The sequence below is a fragment of the Paenibacillus sp. HWE-109 genome (genome assembly GCF_022163125.1).
Lineage (GTDB): Bacteria > Bacillota > Bacilli > Paenibacillales > NBRC-103111 > Paenibacillus_E.
The window spans coordinates 3,381,834-3,402,728 of sequence record NZ_CP091881.1; the positions used below are offsets into that span (position 1 = coordinate 3,381,834).

Consider the following 20,895-nt stretch of genomic DNA (forward strand, 5'->3'; position numbering starts at 1 on the left):
GCGCTTCCTCCTATGACATATTGTGCTGCTATCATCCGGTCGCAATGGGTGGTTGCGACTGATTAGCTTGAGCTTAGCCCCTCCTGCCAATAACCGTCTACAATCATTACCGAGCGAGTTAGGGAGAAATGAGTGAAGTAATCCTCAGCGAGTCAGGGTAATCATTAGCGAAGGGGCTGGAATTCAACATCTGAGCGAATATATCCCATAAAACAAAAAAACCGCGATATACGCGGCATTAGAGTTGAGCTTATTTGTTTTGGCTGTAAAGCATTCTAGCATGAACACAATTTATCGGTTCGTTTGCTGGTATTTCAAGAAAATATGCTAACTGCCATGTCTGAGTTTTTTGAGCCTGAAGGCTTGTAGGCTTGTCCCAAGACGGGTAGACACGCATGCCACGTTTCCCACCTTCACCTTTATTGGATATGATATTGCGATGTAACAGAACATTTTTGGGAAACACAAATTGACCAAATTTATTGCCATCCCGTGTGCTGATAACGAAAAATTCCACTGGTTCTGATACATCATACGGTTGTGGCTTTCCAGCCCCTATTCTTTGCCATAGCGTTACAAATTGTCCGACTTTCGTGGGAGTAATTTTAGCAACACGAAATCGGATAAAGTGTGAGTTTGCTTTGAACAAATAGGCTCCATATTCAGCATTTTGGGCTTCGGAGAGTGGTTGAGAACACTCATATCCGCACAAGTTATAGACCAATCTCTTGGCGGCAAGCAGATCACTGTGAAGTGTGTCTGGGTAGGACCAAGAAATTGGATCATTAACACCCGTTTCCACTGCCTTACAAATTTCCTTATCTATTGGAATCACCCTTTCTCTGCCATTCTCAACCTCTCATTAAATACACCATGCACCAGAGCGACTCAGCTCGGATACATGGTGTACAGTGCGTAGTGCAAGGGGCATGGCGCATAGTTCATGTACATCGTGCATGCTGCTTCGCTTAACGAAACATCGCCCACAGTCGGATTAAGTGAAAGGTGTTGGAAGGATCAATCTTTTGCGCAATAATAAACTCCAAGACTTGCGTCGTCTGGTTGCCGTTCAGCTTCTCGCCTAAGATATTGGCAGCAAGCCCGATTAAGCGTGTAACTTTCGCATGGTTTTGCAAATCAGCCTTGGTGACGCCCTGCAGCAGCATTTTGATACGTTCCTTGATCTCTGGGTTCTTCATTTTGAACTTCACACGCTCCACGAGCGCGGGATCGATGCCATACTGTTGATAGCTCATGTTCCCACCTCCGATCAGCTGTCCTGCTACTAGCATATGAATGCAGCGAGGCGAACTTGACTCGAATCAGAAACCTTCGAAAGAATGGATTTTATCCAATCAAAATCAGTTTTAGCGAGGTTGCATGGTCGATCCGTTGGATATATCCAATCGATTGCCTTGGAATCGCCCAATCCAGGCTATTTCTGAGATTTCCACTGGATTTGTCCAATGGAACTTGACATTTTCATCGCAAATGGTGAAATCCATTGGATAAATCCAGTGTAGGAAGCGAATATCTCCAAGATAGACACAGATAGCCTTCCTAGGCCAGCATTGATACAGGGTAAGCAGCTAATCTTGGTCGATGCAGCAGCAGACAGGGAATCTCTATCCAAAAAACAAGAGGCTGCTCGCCGGTTTTTTCACCTTTGGAGACAACCTCTCACATTTTACATATAAATGGCAATAAGAATAACACAGATACAATTGAGTACAACGAGCAACGGAATACCAATCACAAACGAGGTATGTTTGGTTTTATGACGCCATACGCGCATCCCCAGCCAACCGCCGATTCCGCCACCGAGCGCAGCCAAGGTAAACAGCCGTTTCTCCGGCACGCGGCGACCGCCTTTTTTGGCCTGTCCTTTGTCATGTCCCATTTCTATAAACGTAATGATATTCATCAGCAATAAATAAACAAGAAAATAAGTCAAATGCGGGACACCTTCATTTCAAAAAATAGTAGATTCTACTATCTATCTTAAAAGCGAACGCGCATGCGGTCAATATCTACGGCTAACACGCAAAAATCAGGACCGGCAATGACTACCCGCAAAACGCTGCAAAACCCTCGCTGCTAATCCAGCACTTCGCTATCAAAAATATGCGAACGCTCCAAGTAGGCTCTCAGCCCCAGGAAAGACGCCCCGGTCCAGAAGGACGAGTCGCCCACCAGCTCCGCCGCATCATCGCGCGCCTCTTCCATAACTTCGAAATCCGCCATCATGTCGGCGATACGGAACTCCGGCAGCCCGCTTTGCTTCGTGCCGAAGAAGTCCCCCGGCCCGCGCAGCTCCAGATCGCGGCGGGCTATCTCGAAGCCGTCCGTCGTCTCCGTCATCGCCTTCATGCGCTCCTTGCCGACCTCCGTCTTCGGGTCGGCGATGAGCACGCAGAAGGACTGGTGCTCGCCGCGGCCAACCCGCCCGCGCAGCTGGTGCAGCTGCGACAGGCCGAAGCGGTCGGCGTCGTAGATAACCATCAGCGTGGCGTTCGGCACGTCCACGCCAACCTCGATGACCGTGGTGGAGACGAGCGCCTCCACGGTCCCTTCCTTGAACGCGCGCATGATCGCTTCCTTCTCCTGCGCGCTCATCCGCCCGTGCAGCAGGCCGATCCGCATCTGCGGGAAGTGCTGCTGCAGCTGAATGTGGACGTCGATCGCATTCTGCACGTCGAGCTTGTCCGACTCTTCAATGAGCGGACAAATCACATACGCCTGCCGGCCTGCGGCCACCTCGCGCTGAATGAAGCCGAGCACGCGTTCCAGCATCGCATGCTGAACCGCGTACGTCTTGATCGGCTTGCGCCCCTTCGGCAGCTCGCGCAGCGTCGACACATCCATGTCGCCAAAGGCGGTAATCGCCAGCGTGCGCGGAATCGGCGTCGCCGTCATCGTCAGCACATCGGGCTGCATCCCCTTGCGCCGCAGAATGCTGCGTTGGTTCACCCCGAAGCGATGCTGTTCATCCGTCACAACCAGTCCCAGCTGGCGGAAGAGGACATCCTCTTGGATGAGCGCGTGCGTGCCGACGAGCACGTCGATCAGGCCCATCTGCAAGGAAGCCAGCAGATCCCGCCGCTGGCGATCGGTCGAGCTGCCGGTCAGCAGCGCCACCTGAAGCCCGTAGGGCTCGAACAAGCTGGTCAGCGAGCGATTGTGCTGCTCGGCCAGGATCTCCGTCGGCACCATCAGCGCGCCTTGGTAGCCAGCCTTCACCGTCGCGTAGAGGCCTATGGCCGCAACGATCGTCTTGCCCGCACCGACATCGCCCTGCAGCAGTCGGTTCATGCTGTAAGGCTCCTGCATGTCGTGCAGGAGCTCAGCGACGACCTTCTTCTGCGACTCCGTCAGCTGGAAGGGCAGCGCGCGCACGAACGCGCGGACAGCAGGCAAGTCCACCTGCTGCTTAAGCCCGTCCGCCCGGTTGCGCGTCACGGCGCGGTAAGCCTGCAGTTTGAGCTGGAACAGGAACAGCTCCTCATAGACCATGCGCCTGCGCGCCTGCTTGCCTTCCTCCACGCCACTCGGCGTGTGGATGACCGCCAGCGCCTTGCTGCGCGGCATGAAGCCGTACCTGCCGGTCAGGCTCTCCGGCAGCACTTCACTGATCATGGCGCTGTACTGTGTCAGCGCCTGCGCAATGACCTTGCGCATCCACTTCTGTGTAATCGAGCCCGCAACCGAATAAACCGGCTGGATCGTGCCGGTATTCGAATCCCCTTGTCCGGGAAACTCTGAATCGGACACGCTCATTTGCCTGCGCTTGCCGTCCCACTTGCCAGTGAGGATAATCTCCTGCTGCGGCCGCAAGCGGTCCTTCAAGAAGTGGCGGTTGAACCACACCGCCGTCAGCAGGAACTCATCCACCATCACCTTGCAGGATAATCGGGACTTGCCGCTGTAACGCTGCAGCACCGGCTCGCCGATGATATACCCCTTCACGGTGACGCGGTCGCCGTCCTTCACGCTCGCCAAATCACGGACCGTGTAATCCTCATACCGGAACGGCACATATTCCAATAAATCCATAACCGTAAAAACGCCCATGGCGTTTAGCTCAAGTGCCTTCTGAGCGCCAACACCATGGACTTCGCGTACTGCAATTTGATTTAAATCCATAGGCTTACACCGTACTGACGAAGGCTGCGATAGTGCCTGGACCTGCATGTGCGCCAATCACCGGACCTAAAGTAATATAGTCCACATGCTCCACAGCGAATTGCTGCATAATCGCTTCTCGCAGCAGCTCCGCGCCTTCCCTATTGTTGGCATGAGCAATGTGCATGCTGCGAATGCTGCGGCTCGGAATATCAGCAGCCAGCAGCTCCAGAATGCGTGCAATTGCTTTTTTGTGACCGCGCACCTTATCAATGGCCGCTACTTCACCCTCGCGATCCAAGGAAAGGATCGGCTTAATATTTAATAAGGAACCGAACAGTGCAGAGGCTTTGCCGATTCGGCCGCCTTTTTGCAGAAATTCCAGCGTATCCACAAGAAAATAAATGTAAAAGTTCTCTCTCATCGTTTGGACAAGCGCCAAAATTTCCGCTGCACTTTTCCCTTCTCTAGCCGCCCTTGCAGCAGCTACGACCAGCGCACCGATTCCATAGGAAGCAGAACGGGAATCCACCACATGCACCTTGCCAGGTGTATCCTCCAGCATCGTGGAGGCCAGCAAAGCGGACTGGTACGTTCCACTCAGGACCGAAGCCAGATGGATCGAGATAATCTCCGTATCCGGCTCCTCCAGCAAGCTTTGATAAACAGTCAGAAACTCGGCCGGGGAGGGCTGTGATGTTCGAGGAAAATGAGGCGACGAAACCAGCTTAGGATAAAATTCCTCCGACTGCAGCGTCACCGTATCCAAATATTGCTCATCGCCAAAATGAATCTTAAGCGGCACCATCGCAATCTGAAGCTCCTGCCTCAGTGCCGAAGGGATGTCCGCTGTACTGTCCGTTACGATACGAATGTTAGTCAACCGGGCTCACTCCATTTCTCGCATTTGGTCCACTGCCTATGCAATCGTTACTCAACGGAGAACAGGTACGCGTACAAAGGCTGTCCACCTGGATGAAGCTCAACTTCGATATCTGGGTACATGGCCTGGATGAACGCTTCAAGTTCCTCGGTTTCTTCCTCCTTGGCATCTTCTCCCGTGAGGATAGTAACAATTTCGCTGCCTTCTTCAATCATTTCTTCCAACAGCTTTTTGCAAGCGTCCATCAGACTCGGCTGGGACGACACAATCCGGCCATCTTGGATGCCGATAAAATGCCCCTGCTTAATCTCAATGCCATCCATGTTCGTATCCCGCACGGCATACGTAACTTGGCCCGATTTGACACGTCTGAGTGAATCGTTCATTGCTGCCGTATTCGTATGGGCGTCCGCCTTCTCTTGGAAAGCCAGAATCGCGGCCAAACCTTGCGGAATCGATTTGGACGGGATCACAACCAGTGTCTTGTTGTCCACCAACTCCACAGCCTGCTGCGCCGCCAATATAATATTCGAATTGTTCGGCAGCACATAGATGGTTTCTGCATCAATGCTGTTCACGGCATTCACAATATCCTCTGTACTCGGATTCATGGTTTGCCCGCCGGACAACACCACATCGACACCAACGCTGGACAGAATATCCGTAATCCCGTCCCCCAGAGCTACCGCAACGAAGCCATACGCTTTTCTTGGCGTAGACGCTCCTAGCGTTTCGACAGCCACCGAAGGCGGCGCCTCGTACCCGTCTGCTAAATCTTCCAATATATGTGAATGCTGATCGCGCATATTTTCAATTTTGATACGGCTCAGAGCGCCGTAATTCATCGCTTGGTTCATGACTTCACCTGGATATTCGGCGTGAATATGCACCTTCACCAACTCATCATCGGCAACAACGAGCAGCGAATCTCCCAGCTTGCTCAGTTGATCGCGGAAAGTCCCTTCATGGAAGGTCATCCCTTTGACCTTGCCTGGCGTAATCGTCAGCATGAATTCCGTACAATAGCCGAATTCGATATCTTCCGTAGCCAAATGAGCTTGCGCAGGAAGATGCGCATGCACTTCCTTGGCCAAATTCATGCCTGGAACGAGGGAAACAGCGTCCAATCGTGTATCCATCGTTGCATAGTCATCCTCTACCTGAACCAGACCGCCGCTCAGCGACGCCACAAAGCCTTCATAGACGCATACAAGTCCCTGACCGCCTGCATCTACCACACCCACTTGTTTGAGCACAGCAAGCTGCTCAGGCGTTCTGGCAAGTGCTTCCTTCGCTTTGCTCAGAACCTCTTGCATAAGATCCAGAATATCGCCTCCGCGGCGATACAGCACAGCGTGCTTAGCTGCTTCTTTGGATACGGTCAAAATCGTGCCTTCTACCGGTTTGACAACCGCTTTGTAGGCTGTTTCTACACCTTGCTGCAGCGCGGCTGCAAATTGCTGTACATTTACATGCTCAAGATCATGCACGTGCTTCGCAAATCCGCGAAACAACTGTGATAGAATAACCCCCGAGTTGCCTCTGGCGCCCATCAGTAACCCTTTGGACAATGCATCAGCTGCTTTCCCAATATGAGAGGATGGCTTCTTTTTCAGTTCCTCACAACCTGCCGTGAGGGTTAAGTTCATGTTGGTGCCGGTATCTCCATCGGGTACAGGGAAAACGTTCAGTCCATTAACCTTGTCTACATTTCTGCGCAGGTTATCTGCACCCGCCAAGACCATGGCAGTGAAGTCATTTCCATTTATTGAAATAAAGCGCTTACTCAAAGTGATTCCCCTTCCTGGTTACGGGCTTTTATTTAGCTACTCGAACGCCTTGAACAAAAATATTCACATCGTCCACATGAAGCCCTACGACTTCATTCAAAATATATTTAACTTTCGTTTGGACGTTACCTGCAACTACGGATATTTTGGTTCCATAGCTGACAATAATATAAAGGTCAATCTCAAGTCGTCCATTATCACGACGAACTTCGACACCGCGGCTTAAATTGTCCCGGCCCAGCAGCTCGGCTATCCCGTCTTTCAATTGCTTTCTAGTTGCCATGCCTACAAGTCCATAACAGTCTAGCGCAGCGGAACCCGCCAGGGTTGAAATCACTTCATTGGTAATGTACACTTTTCCATACTCGGTTGTGAGTTCAATTGGCATCATCTAAACAACTCCTTCAAATTTCCCATTAAGCAAGATTAACTTTTGTAACTCCCATTCCCGCCTTGCACGAACAAATCTGCCTCAACTATGTATAAGGAATGTGGACTAATCTTCATTGTACTATAACATACTTAATAAATAAACGGCAAAAAAGCAGGTAATTCGTTGACTAGCCTCCTTTTGCTATGCTATTATATCTAAGTGTGTTTTTGCTGATTATAACATGAATTACAAGAAGCAAAGTCTAAATTTGAGGAAAGCTGTCATGTCAAGCTTAGGCTTGCCACCCAGGCTGCTTTGTATACTGCCGAAGGAGGTGTCAAACATGTCCCGCAAATGTTTCATTACAGGTAAAAGTCCAGGTTCAGGTAATCACGTGTCCCACGCTAACAATAAAAACAAGCGTACTTGGGGAGTTAACGTTCAAAAGGTTCGCATCCTCGTTGATGGTAAACCAAAACGAGTTTACGTAAGTACTCGTGCGTTGAAATCCGGTAAAGTCGCTCGCGTTTAATTGCAAGCTTCTGATACTTACACTTTCGACAAAGACAAAAAGCACCTTATCGGTGCTTTTTTTGCTTTTCTGGGGGAATACCTAAGTATGGGCTGCTAATTTTTACTGAACGTATTTAGTACGGCCTTCACGAATCCACCCAAAAATCTTGGTAGCTTGATTGTGTAGAACTTCATTCTCTACCCCTCCTTAGAGTTTTCGTCAGAAAACTGACATGGTGAGCATTGGCTAAGCGTTTTCGTCAGAAAACTGACTTCGTGAGCATGGATCTAGCGCTTTTCGGAAAAATCTTGCCTTGTAAGCTACACTGTTTGCATGACTGCTCCTTAGCATCGTTACAACAGTATATGCCAGGGTCGTAAAAAAGTACCCTCTAATTTACTTTCTCCCTTAAATTCGCTTCCAGAAAGCAAAAAAAGCTACAAGAGTGCTTCACTCTTGTAACTATATGTATGCATCTAAGATGGCGTTATGCCCAGCTGTGTGTAAAGGGCAACACATAAACTGAAAATAAAATATAAAAGTATCGTCAGAACGATAAACCAGATCCGAAATCCTATTTGTTCAAACTGGCGAAAAAAACGTATCCCCACATACAAGGTACCGAGCGAGAAGATATACTTCGTGACCGATTGGATATTCGAAAAACAAGTCAACAGAATAGCGCAAAGTACGCTGTACATGACTAACCAGAGAAATCTCATCGTCTCCGCTCCCCTCTACCCGCGAATTCGCCGGATAGCATCGGCACGATCTGTTTGCCCGAACACCGCATTGCCAGCGACCAGCACATCCGCTCCAGCCTCCGTCACCTGGCGGGCTGTTACTTCATTAATCCCGCCGTCCACTTCGATATGAAGCTTGTGCAGCCCCTTAGCATTCGCTTGTTCTCGCAACGCACGAATTTTATTCAGCATCCCCGGGATGAACGCTTGTCCCCCGAAACCTGGATTCACCGTCATAATCAGAACCAGATCCAACTCTTCATCAAGCACGTGTTCAATCAGCGAAATCGGCGTAGCCGGATTCAATACAACTCCAGCCTTCACGCCGCTTTGCTTGATGAGATGAAGAGTCCGGTGCAGATGCGTGCAAGCTTCCACATGAACCGAGATCAAATCGGCACCCGCTTTAACGAAATCCGGAATATAGCGATCCGGCTGCTCGATCATCAAATGCACGTCAAGCGGCAGCTTCGTAATCGGACGTATCGCATCGACAACCAATGGACCAATCGTAATATTCGGTACAAAATGGCCATCCATGACATCGACATGAATCCAATCAGCCCCGCCCCGCTCCGCATCTTGAATCTCGGCCCCGAGCTTAGCGAAATCAGCTGATAAAATAGAAGGTGCTACATAAACCATTCGTCCTAATACCTCCTCTTCCGATCCTTAATTTCTGTTAAAAATAATAAGTAATGATCATAACGAGAAGCAGCAATCGTTCCTTCGGCTACCGCATCACGAACCTTGCAATCCGGCTCATGCAGATGCATGCAGCCTCTAAATCTGCAGCCTTCGGCGATTGCGGCGAATTCTCTGAAGCAATCCCCCAGGCCATCCGCTTCCACTTCCATGAAATCCAGTTGGCTGAATCCCGGCGTATCCGCGACAAGGCCTCCATTGGTTAAAGGGAGCAGTTCCACATGCCTTGTTGTATGCTTGCCTCGACCCAATCGCTGAGAAATCGCATTCGTCTCCAAATTCAGGCCGCTGATCATCTCATTTAACAACGAAGACTTGCCAACACCCGACTGACCGGCAAACACGCTGACCGCGCCATCGAGATGCTGCAGAATCGATTCCACGCCCTCTTGCAGCTTCGAACTCGTCTTTTGTACCGTGTAGCCAATTCCCTCATACAGCGTGGTAATCCGTTCTAATTCCGCAACCGTCATCTCCTTGGCGCCGGAAGCGTCGGGATCCGCAGTCAATAGATCGCTTTTGGTAAAACACAACAACACGTCAATCCCCGTATTCTCAATGTGAACAAGAAACTTGTCCAGCAATTGCAAATTCAGGACGGGCTCTGTCACCGAAAAAACGAGCACAACCAGATTCACATTGGCAATCGGAGGACGAATCAATTCCGAAGTACGGGGATGGATTTCCGTAACGGTGCCTTCCCCATTCTCTGTCTCTTCATACGACACGCGATCTCCTACAAGCGGAGTGATGTTTCGGTTCTTGAAAACGCCTCGGCCGCGGCAAGTAATCGTATTGGCTGCTACCAGTTCCGCCCCTTCGGGCAGAACATAGTAGTAACCGCTCAAAGCTTTGGTAATCGTTCCTTGCGGCATTAATTTGTGCCTCCAGTAGGTGGTTTAGAGGCAGTACCGCCTGCTTGACCTTGCCCATTTCCATTGTTGCCAACCGGGATTGCCGGCCCGCTATTATTTTGTTTGGGCGAGGCGGAAGGCGATACCGTAGGGCTCGGCGATGCCGTTTTCCCACTCTTTTGATCCAAATAATCTTGATATGTGCGCGTGATAGAGTTCACCAGACTATCGCCTTCTTTGATCAAGATAACGGCTTTCTTATCTGGAGAAACAATGACTTTCACGTCCAGATTTTGCGCTTTGGACACTTTTTCTGTTTTGTATTCGAAATTCTCATACTGAGCGTCACTGACGACAATTTTGAACTCGGAATCCTTGCCTTCTGTCGTCGGCTTCACAGGAATGCTAACTGTTAATTGACCGGCATCTTCCGGCAAACCATCGCTGATCACCAGAGAAATTTCGGCACCGACAGAGACATCCTGATTTTTGGTAAAAGGAAACTGTTGAATGACCTTGCCTTTGGCGACTTTATAGCTTTTCTCGCGCGTAATGCCATTCACAGGGAGCTTAAGATTCAGCTTCGCAATCTGCGCCTTCGCTTCCGCTTCCGTCATGCCGATAAGATCAGGCATCTTGAACGTTTCCTTGGCTTTGCTGACGACAAATGTAATGGCTGCTTTCTCCAGTTCAAATTCTTCCCCGACAAGCGGCGTTTGTTTCAAAATTGTACCTGGAGCATCCTCGGTCGTCTCTTGGGTGATCGTAATCTGATCATCATTGATCCCCAGAGCCTTCAGTTTCAACTTAGCATCCTTGAGCGGCTGCCCGGCGTAGTTCTCCATCTTGATTTTGGGAACGCCTTTGCTGACGTAGAGGGTTACCTTCGTGCCTACGTTCATTTTCATGCCGCTAGGCTCTTGACGAATCACAATATCTTTGGCGAGTTTGCTGTCAGTGTCATACTCAACAGTGGAACCAAGCCTGACCGCCGTTAGTTCCGCCTGCGCCTGAATCAGCGGTTTGTTAATCACGTTCGGCACTTCGACGGTTTCTACCGCGAACATTCCTTTGACATACCCTACCATGTACCACATCGCGCCAAGCACCATGAGCAGGACGACGATCCAAATTAACGGCTTAACCCAGCCTTTGCCTTTGGCAGGAACTGGCTCTTCACGCCAGGATGGCTTCTCCGGCTTCTCCGGTTCATCATCATCGAACGACTGGACCAACTGATCGGCGCGAATAGCCGGCATCACCAGCGTGCGCTCTTCGTCCATCCCATAGGCATCCCAGAAAGCGACCTTCGCCTCATTGCGGCGATCCGGATTCAAACAGGTATCCAGATCCTCCATCATGAGTTTCGCGGATCGGTAGCGTTCTTCGGGCTTTTTGCGCATCGCCTTGAGAATAATGTTCTCGACGCTTTGCGGGATGAGCGGGTTCACCTTGCGCGGCTCTTCCACATCTTCTTGCAAATGCTTGAGCGCTACCGATATCGGACTTTCCCCGAGAAAAGGCAGCTTGGCCGTCAACATTTGATACATCACAATCCCGAGCGAATACAAGTCGGATTTCTCCCCCGTATTCGTCCCTTTGGCATGCTCCGGCGAGAAATAATGCACAGAACCGACAACCGATCCAGTTTGTGTAATGGTGGAAGATGTAGCAGCGCGGGCGATACCGAAGTCAGTCACCTTCACGCGGCCGTTTTTGCCGATCAGAATATTGTGCGGCTTAATATCCCGGTGAATGATTTCATTATGGTGGGCGTGGTCAAGCGCATCTGCGATTTGACTCGCGAAATGAACAGCGTCTTCCACCTGAAGCGGAGCTTTTTCCTTAATTAAATCATTTAAAGTTTTGCCTTCTATGTATTCCATCACAATGTAATGCACGTCTTCTTCTTGTCCCACATCATAAATACTGACGACATTAGGATGAGAAAGGGAAGCGGCTGCTTGAGCTTCTCTGCGAAAACGACGAATAAACTCTTCGTCATGCACATACTGCTGGCGCAGCACCTTCACAGCCACTTTGCGATTTAATAGCAAATCATGCCCTTTGTAGACCAAAGCCATGCCGCCTCCGCCGATGCGCTCCAAGATCTCATAGCGGCCTCCAAGCTTTCTACCGATCAATTCTCATCACCCCTTTTTTCGTCCGAATCTTGATCATGCGCAAGTAAAACAACCGTTACATTGTCGTCTCCGCCTTCATCCAATGCACTTTGAATCAAATGTTCTGCCGCCTCTTCCAAGTTGGCATGAGATTTGACGATTCGCTGAATCTCATTGGCATCGACCAAACCGCTCAGACCATCGCTGCAAATCAGAATAGTTTCTCCCGGCCGCCAGGCGTATTCATAGAGATCTACCTCCACACCGGGTTCTGTACCCAGTGCTCGGGTAATCCAATTCCGCCTAGGATGATGGTCCGCCTCTTCCATCGTAATCTGCCCGTTCTTCACAAGCTCATACACCAAAGAATGATCTTCCGTCAGCTGCGTGATCGCGTCATCCGTTATTTTGTAAGCTCGGCTGTCGCCGATGTGCCCGATAATAATAAGCTCCTGCGAAGCAATAACAGCAACGACTGTCGTTCCCATCCCGTGATAATTTTCTTGCCCCGAGGCAAATTCGTAAATCTTCTCATTTGCATGCTCGATGGCTTCCTTTAGCACCTGCTTGCAAGCTTCAACGGGCATTCCCCAATGGATCGACTGCAGCTGAGCTTGAATCATATCGATAGCCATTTGGCTAGCGATATCGCCAGCTTGATGTCCCCCCATACCATCGGCAACAATAGCCAAAGAAAGGCCACTGAGCTCATGTTGTATCGTAGCGCGATCCTCATTCACTAAACGGACTTTACCGATATCCGTACGGCTTACCATCTTCATCCGGATTTCACCTCATTACTTGCTCTCCATATGCTTCGCGCGCAATTGTCCGCAAGCAGCTGCAATATCACTGCCTTGTTCGCGGCGTATGGTGGCATTAATTTTGCCCTTCTCAAGAATACGCTGGAAGGTGAAAATATCATCCCTGGGCGTACGTTTGAAATCCCGTTCAGCTACGAAATTCACCGGAATCAGGTTTACGTGGCTAAGCGGCATATCCTTCAATACCAGCGCAAGCTCCTCAGCATGTTCAGGTTGGTCATTCACTTCCCCCATGAGGGCATATTCAAACGTAATCCGTCTGCCTGTTTTGGCAATGTAATACTTACAAGCCTCGATCAAATCGACGAACGGAAATCTACGGTTGACTGGCATCAGCTTGGAACGAAGCTTATCGTTCGGCGCATGAATCGAAATCGCCAAATTTACTTGCAAGTTTTCATCAGCAAATTTGTAAATATTCGGCACAATCCCGCTTGTCGATACCGTAATATGACGCTGTCCAATGTTCAATCCCTTAGGGTGAATCATGACGCGCAAGAAATTCATCGTAGCTTCATAATTCTCAAAAGGCTCGCCAATCCCCATAATAACGATGGAAGAAATCCGCTCCTGCGTCTCGTCCAGCAGTTTCTGCGCTTTGACTACTTGAGCGACGATCTCTCCGGGCTTCAGATCCCTTTTGAGACCACCCAGCGTGGAGGCGCAAAATGTGCAGCCTACACGACAACCCACCTGCGTAGTAACGCAGATACTGTTGCCGTAGTTGTGCTTCATGACAACCGTTTCAATCGCATTCTTGTCTTCCAACTCAAATAAAAACTTAACCGTACCATCTTGGGATTGATATTTGGCAATCTCGGTCAGCGTAACGAATTCAAACTGATCCTTAAGCTTGTCGCGCAGCGTTTTCGGCAAATTAGACATCTCATCAAAGCTGAATACCCGTTTGATATACAGCCAATCAAAAATTTGACCCGCCCGAAACGCGGATTCCCCATTCTCCTTCACCCAAACCTGCCACTCATCCCAATTCAAATCATACACAAACGGTTTCGCATTCTCACTTGCTTTACTAATCATATTTATCACAACCTGTTGTTATTTGGACTATTTTTTTACTAATCTCATGTATTTTATCACAAAGCGGGCACGAACACACATCCTCATCTGCCGGAGATGCCTTTGGCAGCCTAATTCGTCTGTCCCGCCTGTCTGTGGTTCCGCTGGAAATGAACTCCCCCGGCTAAGCTCGCTTACGCAGCCGGGCGATGAAAAAACCATCCGAGTGGAACTGCTGCGGCAAAATCTGCACCATGCCGGTTGCGGCAGCCGCCGGATCTATGCTCGCGAAACGATCCGCAGGAAGCGGATCGAGTTCGAATTCGCTATGCTCGGCGAGGAATCGCTCGACCATGCCTGCGTTTTCGGCGTGCTCGATGGTGCACGTGCTGTAAACCAGCACACCGCCCGGCTTCAGCAGCCGGTGCACGCGACTTAAGATACCGTGCTGCAGCTCACTGATCGCATCGATCTCCGCTTCCTGCTTCGCCCACTTGAGATCCGGCTTGCGGCGAATGACCCCGAGTCCTGAACAGGGTGCATCCAGCAGGATGCGGTCGAATGACTCCGCCGCAAAGTGCTCATCCAGCTTCGCCGCATCCATCACCAGCGTCTGAATAGACGACAGCCCCAGTCGCTCCGCCTGATCGGCGATCAGCTTCTGCTTGTGCTCATGCAGATCACAAGCCCAGATCTTGCCCACATCGTCCATCTTCTCGGCGATGTGCGCGGTCTTGCCGCCAGGGGCGGCGCAGCAGTCCAGCACCATCATGCCTGGACGCGGATCCAGAGCCTCGGCGACGAGCATCGAGCTCTCGTCTTGAATCGAGAAGTCCCCTTGCTGGAAGCCGGGGGACAGAGCCATGTTCCCGGCCCCCTGCACAAGGATGCCGGCCGGGGCCAGCTCTGACGCTTCCGCGCTGAGGCCGCTGCCCTGGAGCTGTTCCAGCAGCTCCAGGCGGCTGCGGCGCCTCGCGTTCGCGCGAATGCTCACATGCGGCGGCTCATTGTTCGCCGCACAGATCTGTTCCGTCAGCTCAGCGCCGAGCTGACGAATCCAGCGGCGCACGAGCCACTCCGGATGGGAGTGGCCCAGCGCTATGCGCTTCACATCGCCGAGCGCAGCCGGCAATGTGAGTTCAGCTTTGCTGCGAATGATCGCGCGCAGCACGCCATTGACCATGCCCGAGATGCCTTGATGGCCTCGGCGCTTCGCGATATTGACCGCTTCGCTCACGACCGCATGGTCGGGAATGCGGTCCAAATAATGCAGCTGATAGAAACTCAGCCGCAGCAAGCATCTAACCCAGGGCTCCAGCTTCGCCAGCCCTTTGCTCACAAAACGCTCCAAAAAGAAATCAATCGTATTTCTCCGTCCGATCGTCCCATAAACCAGTTCCGTCGCCAAGCCTGCATCGGCTCGTTCCAGCGCATGCTTCTGCAAAATTTGATTCAGAAGTAAATTGCTGTACGAGTGATTCTCTTCAACCCGGATCAGCACATCCAGCGCCGCCTCTCGGGCGGAATGCTTAACAGCGCTGCTCTTCGCAGCGCCTGAGGATGATTGTGATGCAGAGGGCTTGCCAGCCCCCGGCGATTTCTGATGTCCTTGTTTCGGACGTGTTGGTTTTTCCGTTGACAAATCAACTACCTCATTTTTTGTTAAGTAATAATGAATTTAAGTCCTTGCAGCTATTCGTTGCCGCCGCCCAATACCGTACCCGCAGCGATTTGAACGCCCCGAATAAATTCGGAAACAGGCATCGCTTTCTTGCCGGCAGGTTGAATTTCCGTCAGCCAGAGTGTGCCTTCGCCTGTCATAACTTCAATACCAAGCTGGCTGCTGCCCAGGACAGTCCCTGGTACCGGGTTATCGGCGCCTGCCGCAAAATTCCGGCTTTTCGGTTCCGAAGCACTCTTAGGATTCGCGCTGGCCCATACCTTCATCACTTCGCCATTCCACAGTGTATACGCGCCGGGAGCAGGATGTAAGCCGCGAACTTGATTCCATAACTCCACGGCAGAACGAGACCAATTGATCAGCTCGTCCTCCCTGCGGATATTCGGCGAATAGATCGCGTCTGCTTCATTCTGTGCAACAGCCTGTATACGCCCTGCCAATAAATCAGGCAATGTCCGCTTAAGCAAATCAGCGCCAGCGATACTTAGCTTCTCGAACAACGACCCCGTCGTATCCGTATCTTCAATCGGAAGCTCAACTTTGGAAATCATATCGCCTGTATCCAAACCGACCGCCATGTACATAATCGTTACGCCAGTAACAAACTCGCCCCGCAAAACGGCATGATGAATCGGCGCACCGCCACGATATTTGGGCAGCAAGGAGGCATGGATGTTAATACAGCCATATTGTGGCAAATCGAGCACCGCTTTGGGCAGAATCTGTCCATAAGCCGCTGTTACAATTAAATCCGGCTTTAATTCCCGCAGGAGTTCAACGGAATCCGCTTGACGCAGCTTCACGGGCTGAAGCACGGGAATGCCATGCTTAGCCGCTTCAACCTTCACCGGTGTCGGCGTCAGGACGCGTTTGCGTCCCTTCGGCCGATCCGGCTGCGTAACAACCGTCGTAACGTTATAACCTTCCTCAAGGAGCGCTTGCAGGGAAGGAACAGCGAAATCCGGGGTACCCATAAAAATAATGTTCACTCAGAATCTTCCTCTTCATCGCTGGTATAGGTTTTCGTAGCAAGATCCGTAAACAGAATACCGTTCAAATGGTCGATTTCATGAAAAATACAGCGTGCCAGAAGCTCTGTACCCGTTACTTCAATCGGATTCCCATTGCGATCCTGCCCTTTAGCCGTCACATTCAGCGCTCTGGTAACGTCACCACGAAGGCCAGGTATGCTTAAACAGCCTTCTGCACCCATTTGCTCGCCACTGGAAGTCACAACTTCGGGATTGACCATTTCAATAAGCCCGCCGTGTTCTTCACCGCAATCCATCACAATAACACGTTTGAGAATACCGATTTGGGGAGCAGCCAGACCTACGCCTTCCGCTTCATACATCGTATCTGCCATGTCATCGAGCAATTTGTGCAAGTTGGAATTAAATTTCGTAACTGTGATCGCTTTCTCGCGCAGCACAGGATCTGGATCTTTGACAATAATACGAATAGCCATAATGTGCACCTACCTTTAAAAGTCTTCGCTATTTGGGGTTCCTTACATCAAATATTGCGGATCAACATCCACGCTAATCTGCAGCTTTTCCTTGGCTGAGCGCTCTTCAAACCACGCTACCGTTCGTCCAACGATGTCTGCAGCCTGATCTTCCCCCCGATATTTTACCACGCATTGGAATCGATATCTATCCTTGATTCGGGAAATAGGCGACGCCACGGGTCCCAGCACGTCCATGTGGAACGATTGATCCGTCATGTCGGTGCTTGTAAATAAATCCACCTGTTTCGTTGAATACTCCAGGGCAATCTCTTTCAACCGCGTCACGAAGGCTTCCGCCGAACGTACCAGCAGGGGGACCTGCTCATGCGAAAAAGTGACCAAAATCAACCGCTGATAAGGCGGGTAGCCCAAATTCGCCCGAATATCCAACTCATGATTCGCAAAAGCAATATAATCATGCTCACTGGCATATTGCACGCTGTAATGTTCGGGTGTGTACGTCTGAACGAACACTTCCCCTTGCTTCTCATGACGGCCGGCTCGACCAGCTACTTGCGTCAACAGTTGAAAAGTCCGCTCAGCAGAGCGGAAATCCGGTATATTCAGCACCGTATCCGCTGCGATGACACCAACCAAGGTGACATCAGGGAAATCGAGGCCTTTGGCCACCATCTGCGTACCCAGAAGAACGTCAGCCTGCTTATCTCGAAACATCGTCAGCCATTTCTCATGGGATCCCTTTTCCGTTGTCGTGTCCACATCCATCCGAATAACACGAATACCGGGAAATATTTTACTTAATTCCTCTTCCACACGCTGTGTTCCCGTTCCAAAATGGCGGATATGCTCCGATTGGCAGCTGGGACACTGCGTAACCTCGCGCTCTGCGTAGCCGCAGTAATGACAGCGCAGCATCCGCGAGCTTTGATGATACGTCAGCGAAATATCACAGTGCGGGCATGTCGAGACGAAGCCGCACGTACGACACATCACGAATGTCGCATAGCCGCGGCGATTCAGGAGCAAAACCGTCTGTTCCTTCTTTTGTAACCGATCTTCGATCGCTTTATACAAGGACCTGCTAAACATCGAGCGATTGCCGTTCTTTAGTTCCTCGCGCATATCGACAATTGCGACCGGCGGCATCGGCCTGCTGGCTACGCGCTCCCGCATCGTCAACAGCCGGAATGGCGGTTTCTCCCGATCTCGTCGGCGTCTTGTCAGCTCAATACTCTCCAGCGAAGGCGTTGCAGAACCCAGCACGACAACCGCATTTTGCTGCTTCGCTCTTTGCACCGCGACGTCACGGGTATGATATTTGGGGCTTTCCTCCTGCTTATAGGAGGACTCATGTTCTTCATCAATGATAATAAGTCCAATTTGGGTAAAAGGAGCAAATATCGCGGAGCGAGCGCCGATGACCACTTTCACTTGTTTCCGCGTTATTTTACGCCATTCGTCATAACGTTCGCCACCCGACAGACGGCTGTGCAGCACAGCGACCAAATCCCCGAAGCGCCCTTTGAAGCGCTCTACCATTTGGGGAGTCAGCGAAATCTCGGGCACGAGCACGATGGCTTCTTTGCCCATATCCAAACATTGCTGAATCGATTGCAGATAGACTTCCGTTTTCCCGCTTCCCGTAACACCATGAAGCAGGAATACTTCGTTTCTTTCAGCGGCGACAGCATCGCGAATTTCGGTAAAGACACTGCTCTGCTCTTCCGTTAACGGAAGCGGCTTCGTCCGCGCAAAAGCACGACCCGCATAAGGATCGCGCATAACCTCAACTTCGCGCAGTTCAATCCAGCCGCGGTCTGCCAAACTTTTGACCGTGCTGGCCCCGACTTCGCTCGTTTCCATCAAGGCTGTGAGCCGAATCGCATGCGGGTGCTCGATCAAATAGCGCAGCACATCCTGCTGTTTATTCGCCCTGGCTGGAAGCTCCGCCAACGCCTCTTCCAAGCCGGTTCCCCCTGCCGGGGGAAATACGGTTAACGCCTTCTTGGTGTTCATGCGATCCTTGACTTTCTGTTCTTCGGTAAGGATGCCTGTACTCAGCAATTGTTTAATTAGCGGGCCGTCGCTGGCGAAACGCTCCATCAAAACGTCCATCGAAACGGATCCTTTGGCTTTCACAAAATCAACAATTTCTTGAAGATCAGACATGTCCAGCAGCGAATGCTCGGCAGATTCCTCGCCAACCGCAATGGATCGCTCATACTTCGCTTTCAGAGCAGCAGGCAGCATGGCTTGAAGCGCCGTCACTTCATGACACAAATACATGCGGCTGATCCATCTGCCCAGCAGGACCAGCTCACCTGTCAGAGGTGGCACCAAATCAAGGACATTGATGATCGGTTTGATGCGTTTAACATCCACCTGCGTCTCCTCATGCAATTCAACAACAAAGCCCTGCAGCACCCGGGGACCGAAAGGCACGCCAACCCGACTGCCGACTTCCACCCATTTGGTCAAAGATGCAGGCACTTCATAATCAAAAGCACGATTCGTTTGCTTGGCAGGAACATCTACAATGACCTTAGCGTACATCCGAATTCCCCGCTATGGTTGGCATACGATCCGCTGCCAATTCAAGCAGCTTTCGCGCCACATCTTTCTTGCTCTGTATAGGCAGGGCTTCGACCAGCCCGTTACGATCATAGATGCTCACCACATTCGTGTCGCCACTAAAACCTGCCCCCGCTTGGGACACGTTATTGCCAACAATCAGATCGCAATTTTTACGATTCAGCTTGTCCAAGGCATGCTCGTCCAGACGCTCTGTTTCGGCAGCAAACCCGATGACAAACTGATGCTTTTTAAGAGCACCGATTTCTTGCAGAATATCGGGGTTTTTAATTAACTCCAAGGTGAGGGAATCAGCTTTCTTTTTTATCTTTTGCTCAGCTACAACAGCAGGACGGTAATCAGCGACAGCCGCCGCTTTAATAACCAGATCACTGGCATCCAATCGCGACAAAACAGCCTCCCGCATGTCCAGTGCGGATTGAACGCGAACCAGTTCTACCCCGTTAGGAGCAGGCAGCGCCGATGGTCCTGACACCAAAGTAACGGCAGCCCCCATGCGAACGGCTTCCTCAGCGATGGCATAGCCCATTTTACCCGATGAATCGTTCGTGATATAACGGACTGGATCAATCCGTTCCAAGGTGCCTCCGGCTGTCACAAGGACACGTTGAGCTTTCAATCGACCAGGCTCTCCCTGAAAATGACGCTCCACGGCTGCCATAATTTCTTCAGGCTCCGCAAGCCGTCCTTTCCCCACATATCCGCAGGCAAGCTGCCCTTCGCCAGGTTCAATAAATCGCACGCCGCGGCTTAGCAGCGTCTGCATATTCTGCTGCACAGCCGGATTCGCATACATATGCACATTCATGGCCGGTGCGACCCAAATAGGCGCAGTCGTTGCAAGAAGCGTGGTGCTCAGCATATCATCGCCTAGACCCAACGCCAGTTTACCGATCGTATTGGCCGTAGCAGGCGCAATCAGCACCAAATCAGCACTATCCGCCAAGTTAATGTGCGAAACGACGGATGGATCCTTTTCATCGAAGGTATCCACAAAGACATGATGACGCGACAACGTTTGGAACGTTAACGGCGCTACGAATTGAACAGCGGATGCGGTCATAATCACACGAACCGTGGCTCCGGCCTGCGTCAATTTACTTGTTAAAGCAGCGGCCTTATAAGCGGCAATGCCTCCGCACACGCCGAGCACAATCGTTTTACCCTGCAGTACACTCATGGATATCCCCTTCCTTAGCG

At 51.0% G+C, this 20,895-nt stretch carries 20 protein-coding genes; 1 reads left to right on the top strand and 19 read right to left on the bottom strand.

Annotation, left to right across the window (positions count from 1 at the left end; translation table 11 throughout):
• Window positions 1–250 precede the first annotated feature (250 nt).
• The 7 genes from LOZ80_RS14115 to LOZ80_RS14145 form a co-directional block, all read right to left on the bottom strand.
• Window positions 251–802, bottom strand: coding sequence for a MepB family protein (locus LOZ80_RS14115; RefSeq protein WP_238172006.1), 552 nt, complete (start codon window positions 800–802; stop codon window positions 251–253).
• A 166-nt stretch (window positions 803–968) separates the two neighbouring features.
• The gene (locus LOZ80_RS14120; RefSeq protein WP_189019316.1) at window positions 969–1,256 is read right to left on the bottom strand and encodes a stage VI sporulation protein F; all 288 of its coding nucleotides are present in this window, start codon (window positions 1,254–1,256) and stop codon (window positions 969–971) included.
• A gap of 431 nt (window positions 1,257–1,687) precedes the next feature.
• Window positions 1,688–1,954, bottom strand: a complete 267-nt coding sequence (locus tag LOZ80_RS14125) for a DUF1294 domain-containing protein (RefSeq protein ID WP_238172007.1) — start codon at window positions 1,952–1,954, stop codon at window positions 1,688–1,690.
• 143 nt (window positions 1,955–2,097) lie between these two features.
• Window positions 2,098–4,143 carry an ATP-dependent DNA helicase RecG gene (recG, locus tag LOZ80_RS14130; RefSeq protein ID WP_238172008.1) on the bottom strand — a complete coding sequence of 682 codons (2,046 nt, stop codon included), beginning with the start codon at window positions 4,141–4,143 and terminating at the stop codon, window positions 2,098–2,100.
• 4 nt (window positions 4,144–4,147) lie between these two features.
• Window positions 4,148–5,005, bottom strand: a complete 858-nt coding sequence (locus LOZ80_RS14135) for a DegV family protein (protein ID WP_238172009.1) — start codon at window positions 5,003–5,005, stop codon at window positions 4,148–4,150.
• A 47-nt stretch (window positions 5,006–5,052) separates the two neighbouring features.
• A complete protein-coding gene (locus LOZ80_RS14140) occupies window positions 5,053–6,795 on the bottom strand; it encodes a DAK2 domain-containing protein (protein ID WP_238172010.1) in 1,743 nt (580 codons plus the stop codon).
• Window positions 6,796–6,823: 28 nt separating this feature from the next.
• On the bottom strand, window positions 6,824–7,183 hold the full coding sequence (locus tag LOZ80_RS14145; RefSeq protein WP_238172984.1) for an Asp23/Gls24 family envelope stress response protein: 360 nt from the start codon (window positions 7,181–7,183) through the stop codon (window positions 6,824–6,826).
• Window positions 7,184–7,511: 328 nt separating this feature from the next.
• Between LOZ80_RS14145 and rpmB the strand changes: the two genes are divergently transcribed.
• Window positions 7,512–7,700, top strand: a complete 189-nt coding sequence (gene rpmB, locus LOZ80_RS14150; RefSeq protein WP_090816405.1) for a 50S ribosomal protein L28 — start codon at window positions 7,512–7,514, stop codon at window positions 7,698–7,700.
• Between the two features lie 95 nt (window positions 7,701–7,795).
• Here rpmB and spoVM read toward each other — a convergent pair whose 3' ends face one another.
• The 12 genes from spoVM to coaBC form a co-directional block, all read right to left on the bottom strand.
• Window positions 7,796–7,876: a stage V sporulation protein SpoVM gene (gene spoVM, locus LOZ80_RS14155; protein WP_036634233.1), complete on the bottom strand. Its 81-nt coding sequence runs from the start codon at window positions 7,874–7,876 to the stop codon at window positions 7,796–7,798.
• Window positions 7,877–8,158: 282 nt separating this feature from the next.
• Window positions 8,159–8,404 (bottom strand): hypothetical protein, encoded by a 246-nt coding sequence (locus LOZ80_RS14160; protein ID WP_238172011.1) that lies wholly within the window; start codon window positions 8,402–8,404, stop codon window positions 8,159–8,161.
• Window positions 8,405–8,419: 15 nt separating this feature from the next.
• Complete coding sequence (gene rpe / locus LOZ80_RS14165) at window positions 8,420–9,070, bottom strand: ribulose-phosphate 3-epimerase (RefSeq protein WP_238172012.1); 651 nt, start codon at window positions 9,068–9,070, stop codon at window positions 8,420–8,422.
• A gap of 5 nt (window positions 9,071–9,075) precedes the next feature.
• On the bottom strand, window positions 9,076–10,005 hold the full coding sequence (rsgA, locus tag LOZ80_RS14170; protein ID WP_238172013.1) for a ribosome small subunit-dependent GTPase A: 930 nt from the start codon (window positions 10,003–10,005) through the stop codon (window positions 9,076–9,078).
• Entirely contained in the window at window positions 10,005–12,128 is a 2,124-nt protein-coding gene (pknB, locus tag LOZ80_RS14175; protein WP_238172014.1) for a Stk1 family PASTA domain-containing Ser/Thr kinase, read from the bottom strand. The genes rsgA and pknB overlap by 1 nt, the downstream gene beginning before the upstream one ends.
• Window positions 12,125–12,889, bottom strand: coding sequence for a Stp1/IreP family PP2C-type Ser/Thr phosphatase (locus LOZ80_RS14180; protein ID WP_238172015.1), 765 nt, complete (start codon window positions 12,887–12,889; stop codon window positions 12,125–12,127). The genes pknB and LOZ80_RS14180 overlap by 4 nt, the downstream gene beginning before the upstream one ends.
• Window positions 12,890–12,904: 15 nt before the next feature.
• Window positions 12,905–13,972: a dual-specificity RNA methyltransferase RlmN gene (rlmN, locus tag LOZ80_RS14185; RefSeq protein ID WP_238172016.1), complete on the bottom strand. Its 1,068-nt coding sequence runs from the start codon at window positions 13,970–13,972 to the stop codon at window positions 12,905–12,907.
• A gap of 163 nt (window positions 13,973–14,135) precedes the next feature.
• On the bottom strand, window positions 14,136–15,593 hold the full coding sequence (rsmB, locus tag LOZ80_RS14190; protein ID WP_238172017.1) for a 16S rRNA (cytosine(967)-C(5))-methyltransferase RsmB: 1,458 nt from the start codon (window positions 15,591–15,593) through the stop codon (window positions 14,136–14,138).
• Between the two features lie 50 nt (window positions 15,594–15,643).
• Entirely contained in the window at window positions 15,644–16,606 is a 963-nt protein-coding gene (gene fmt / locus LOZ80_RS14195) for a methionyl-tRNA formyltransferase (protein WP_238172985.1), read from the bottom strand.
• An 11-nt stretch (window positions 16,607–16,617) separates the two neighbouring features.
• On the bottom strand, window positions 16,618–17,100 hold the full coding sequence (gene def / locus LOZ80_RS14200; protein WP_189019337.1) for a peptide deformylase: 483 nt from the start codon (window positions 17,098–17,100) through the stop codon (window positions 16,618–16,620).
• Between the two features lie 42 nt (window positions 17,101–17,142).
• The gene (priA, locus tag LOZ80_RS14205; protein ID WP_238172018.1) at window positions 17,143–19,656 is read right to left on the bottom strand and encodes a primosomal protein N'; all 2,514 of its coding nucleotides are present in this window, start codon (window positions 19,654–19,656) and stop codon (window positions 17,143–17,145) included.
• Complete coding sequence (gene coaBC / locus LOZ80_RS14210; protein WP_238172019.1) at window positions 19,646–20,875, bottom strand: bifunctional phosphopantothenoylcysteine decarboxylase/phosphopantothenate--cysteine ligase CoaBC; 1,230 nt, start codon at window positions 20,873–20,875, stop codon at window positions 19,646–19,648. The genes priA and coaBC overlap by 11 nt, the downstream gene beginning before the upstream one ends.
• Between the last annotated feature and the right edge of the window lie 20 nt (window positions 20,876–20,895).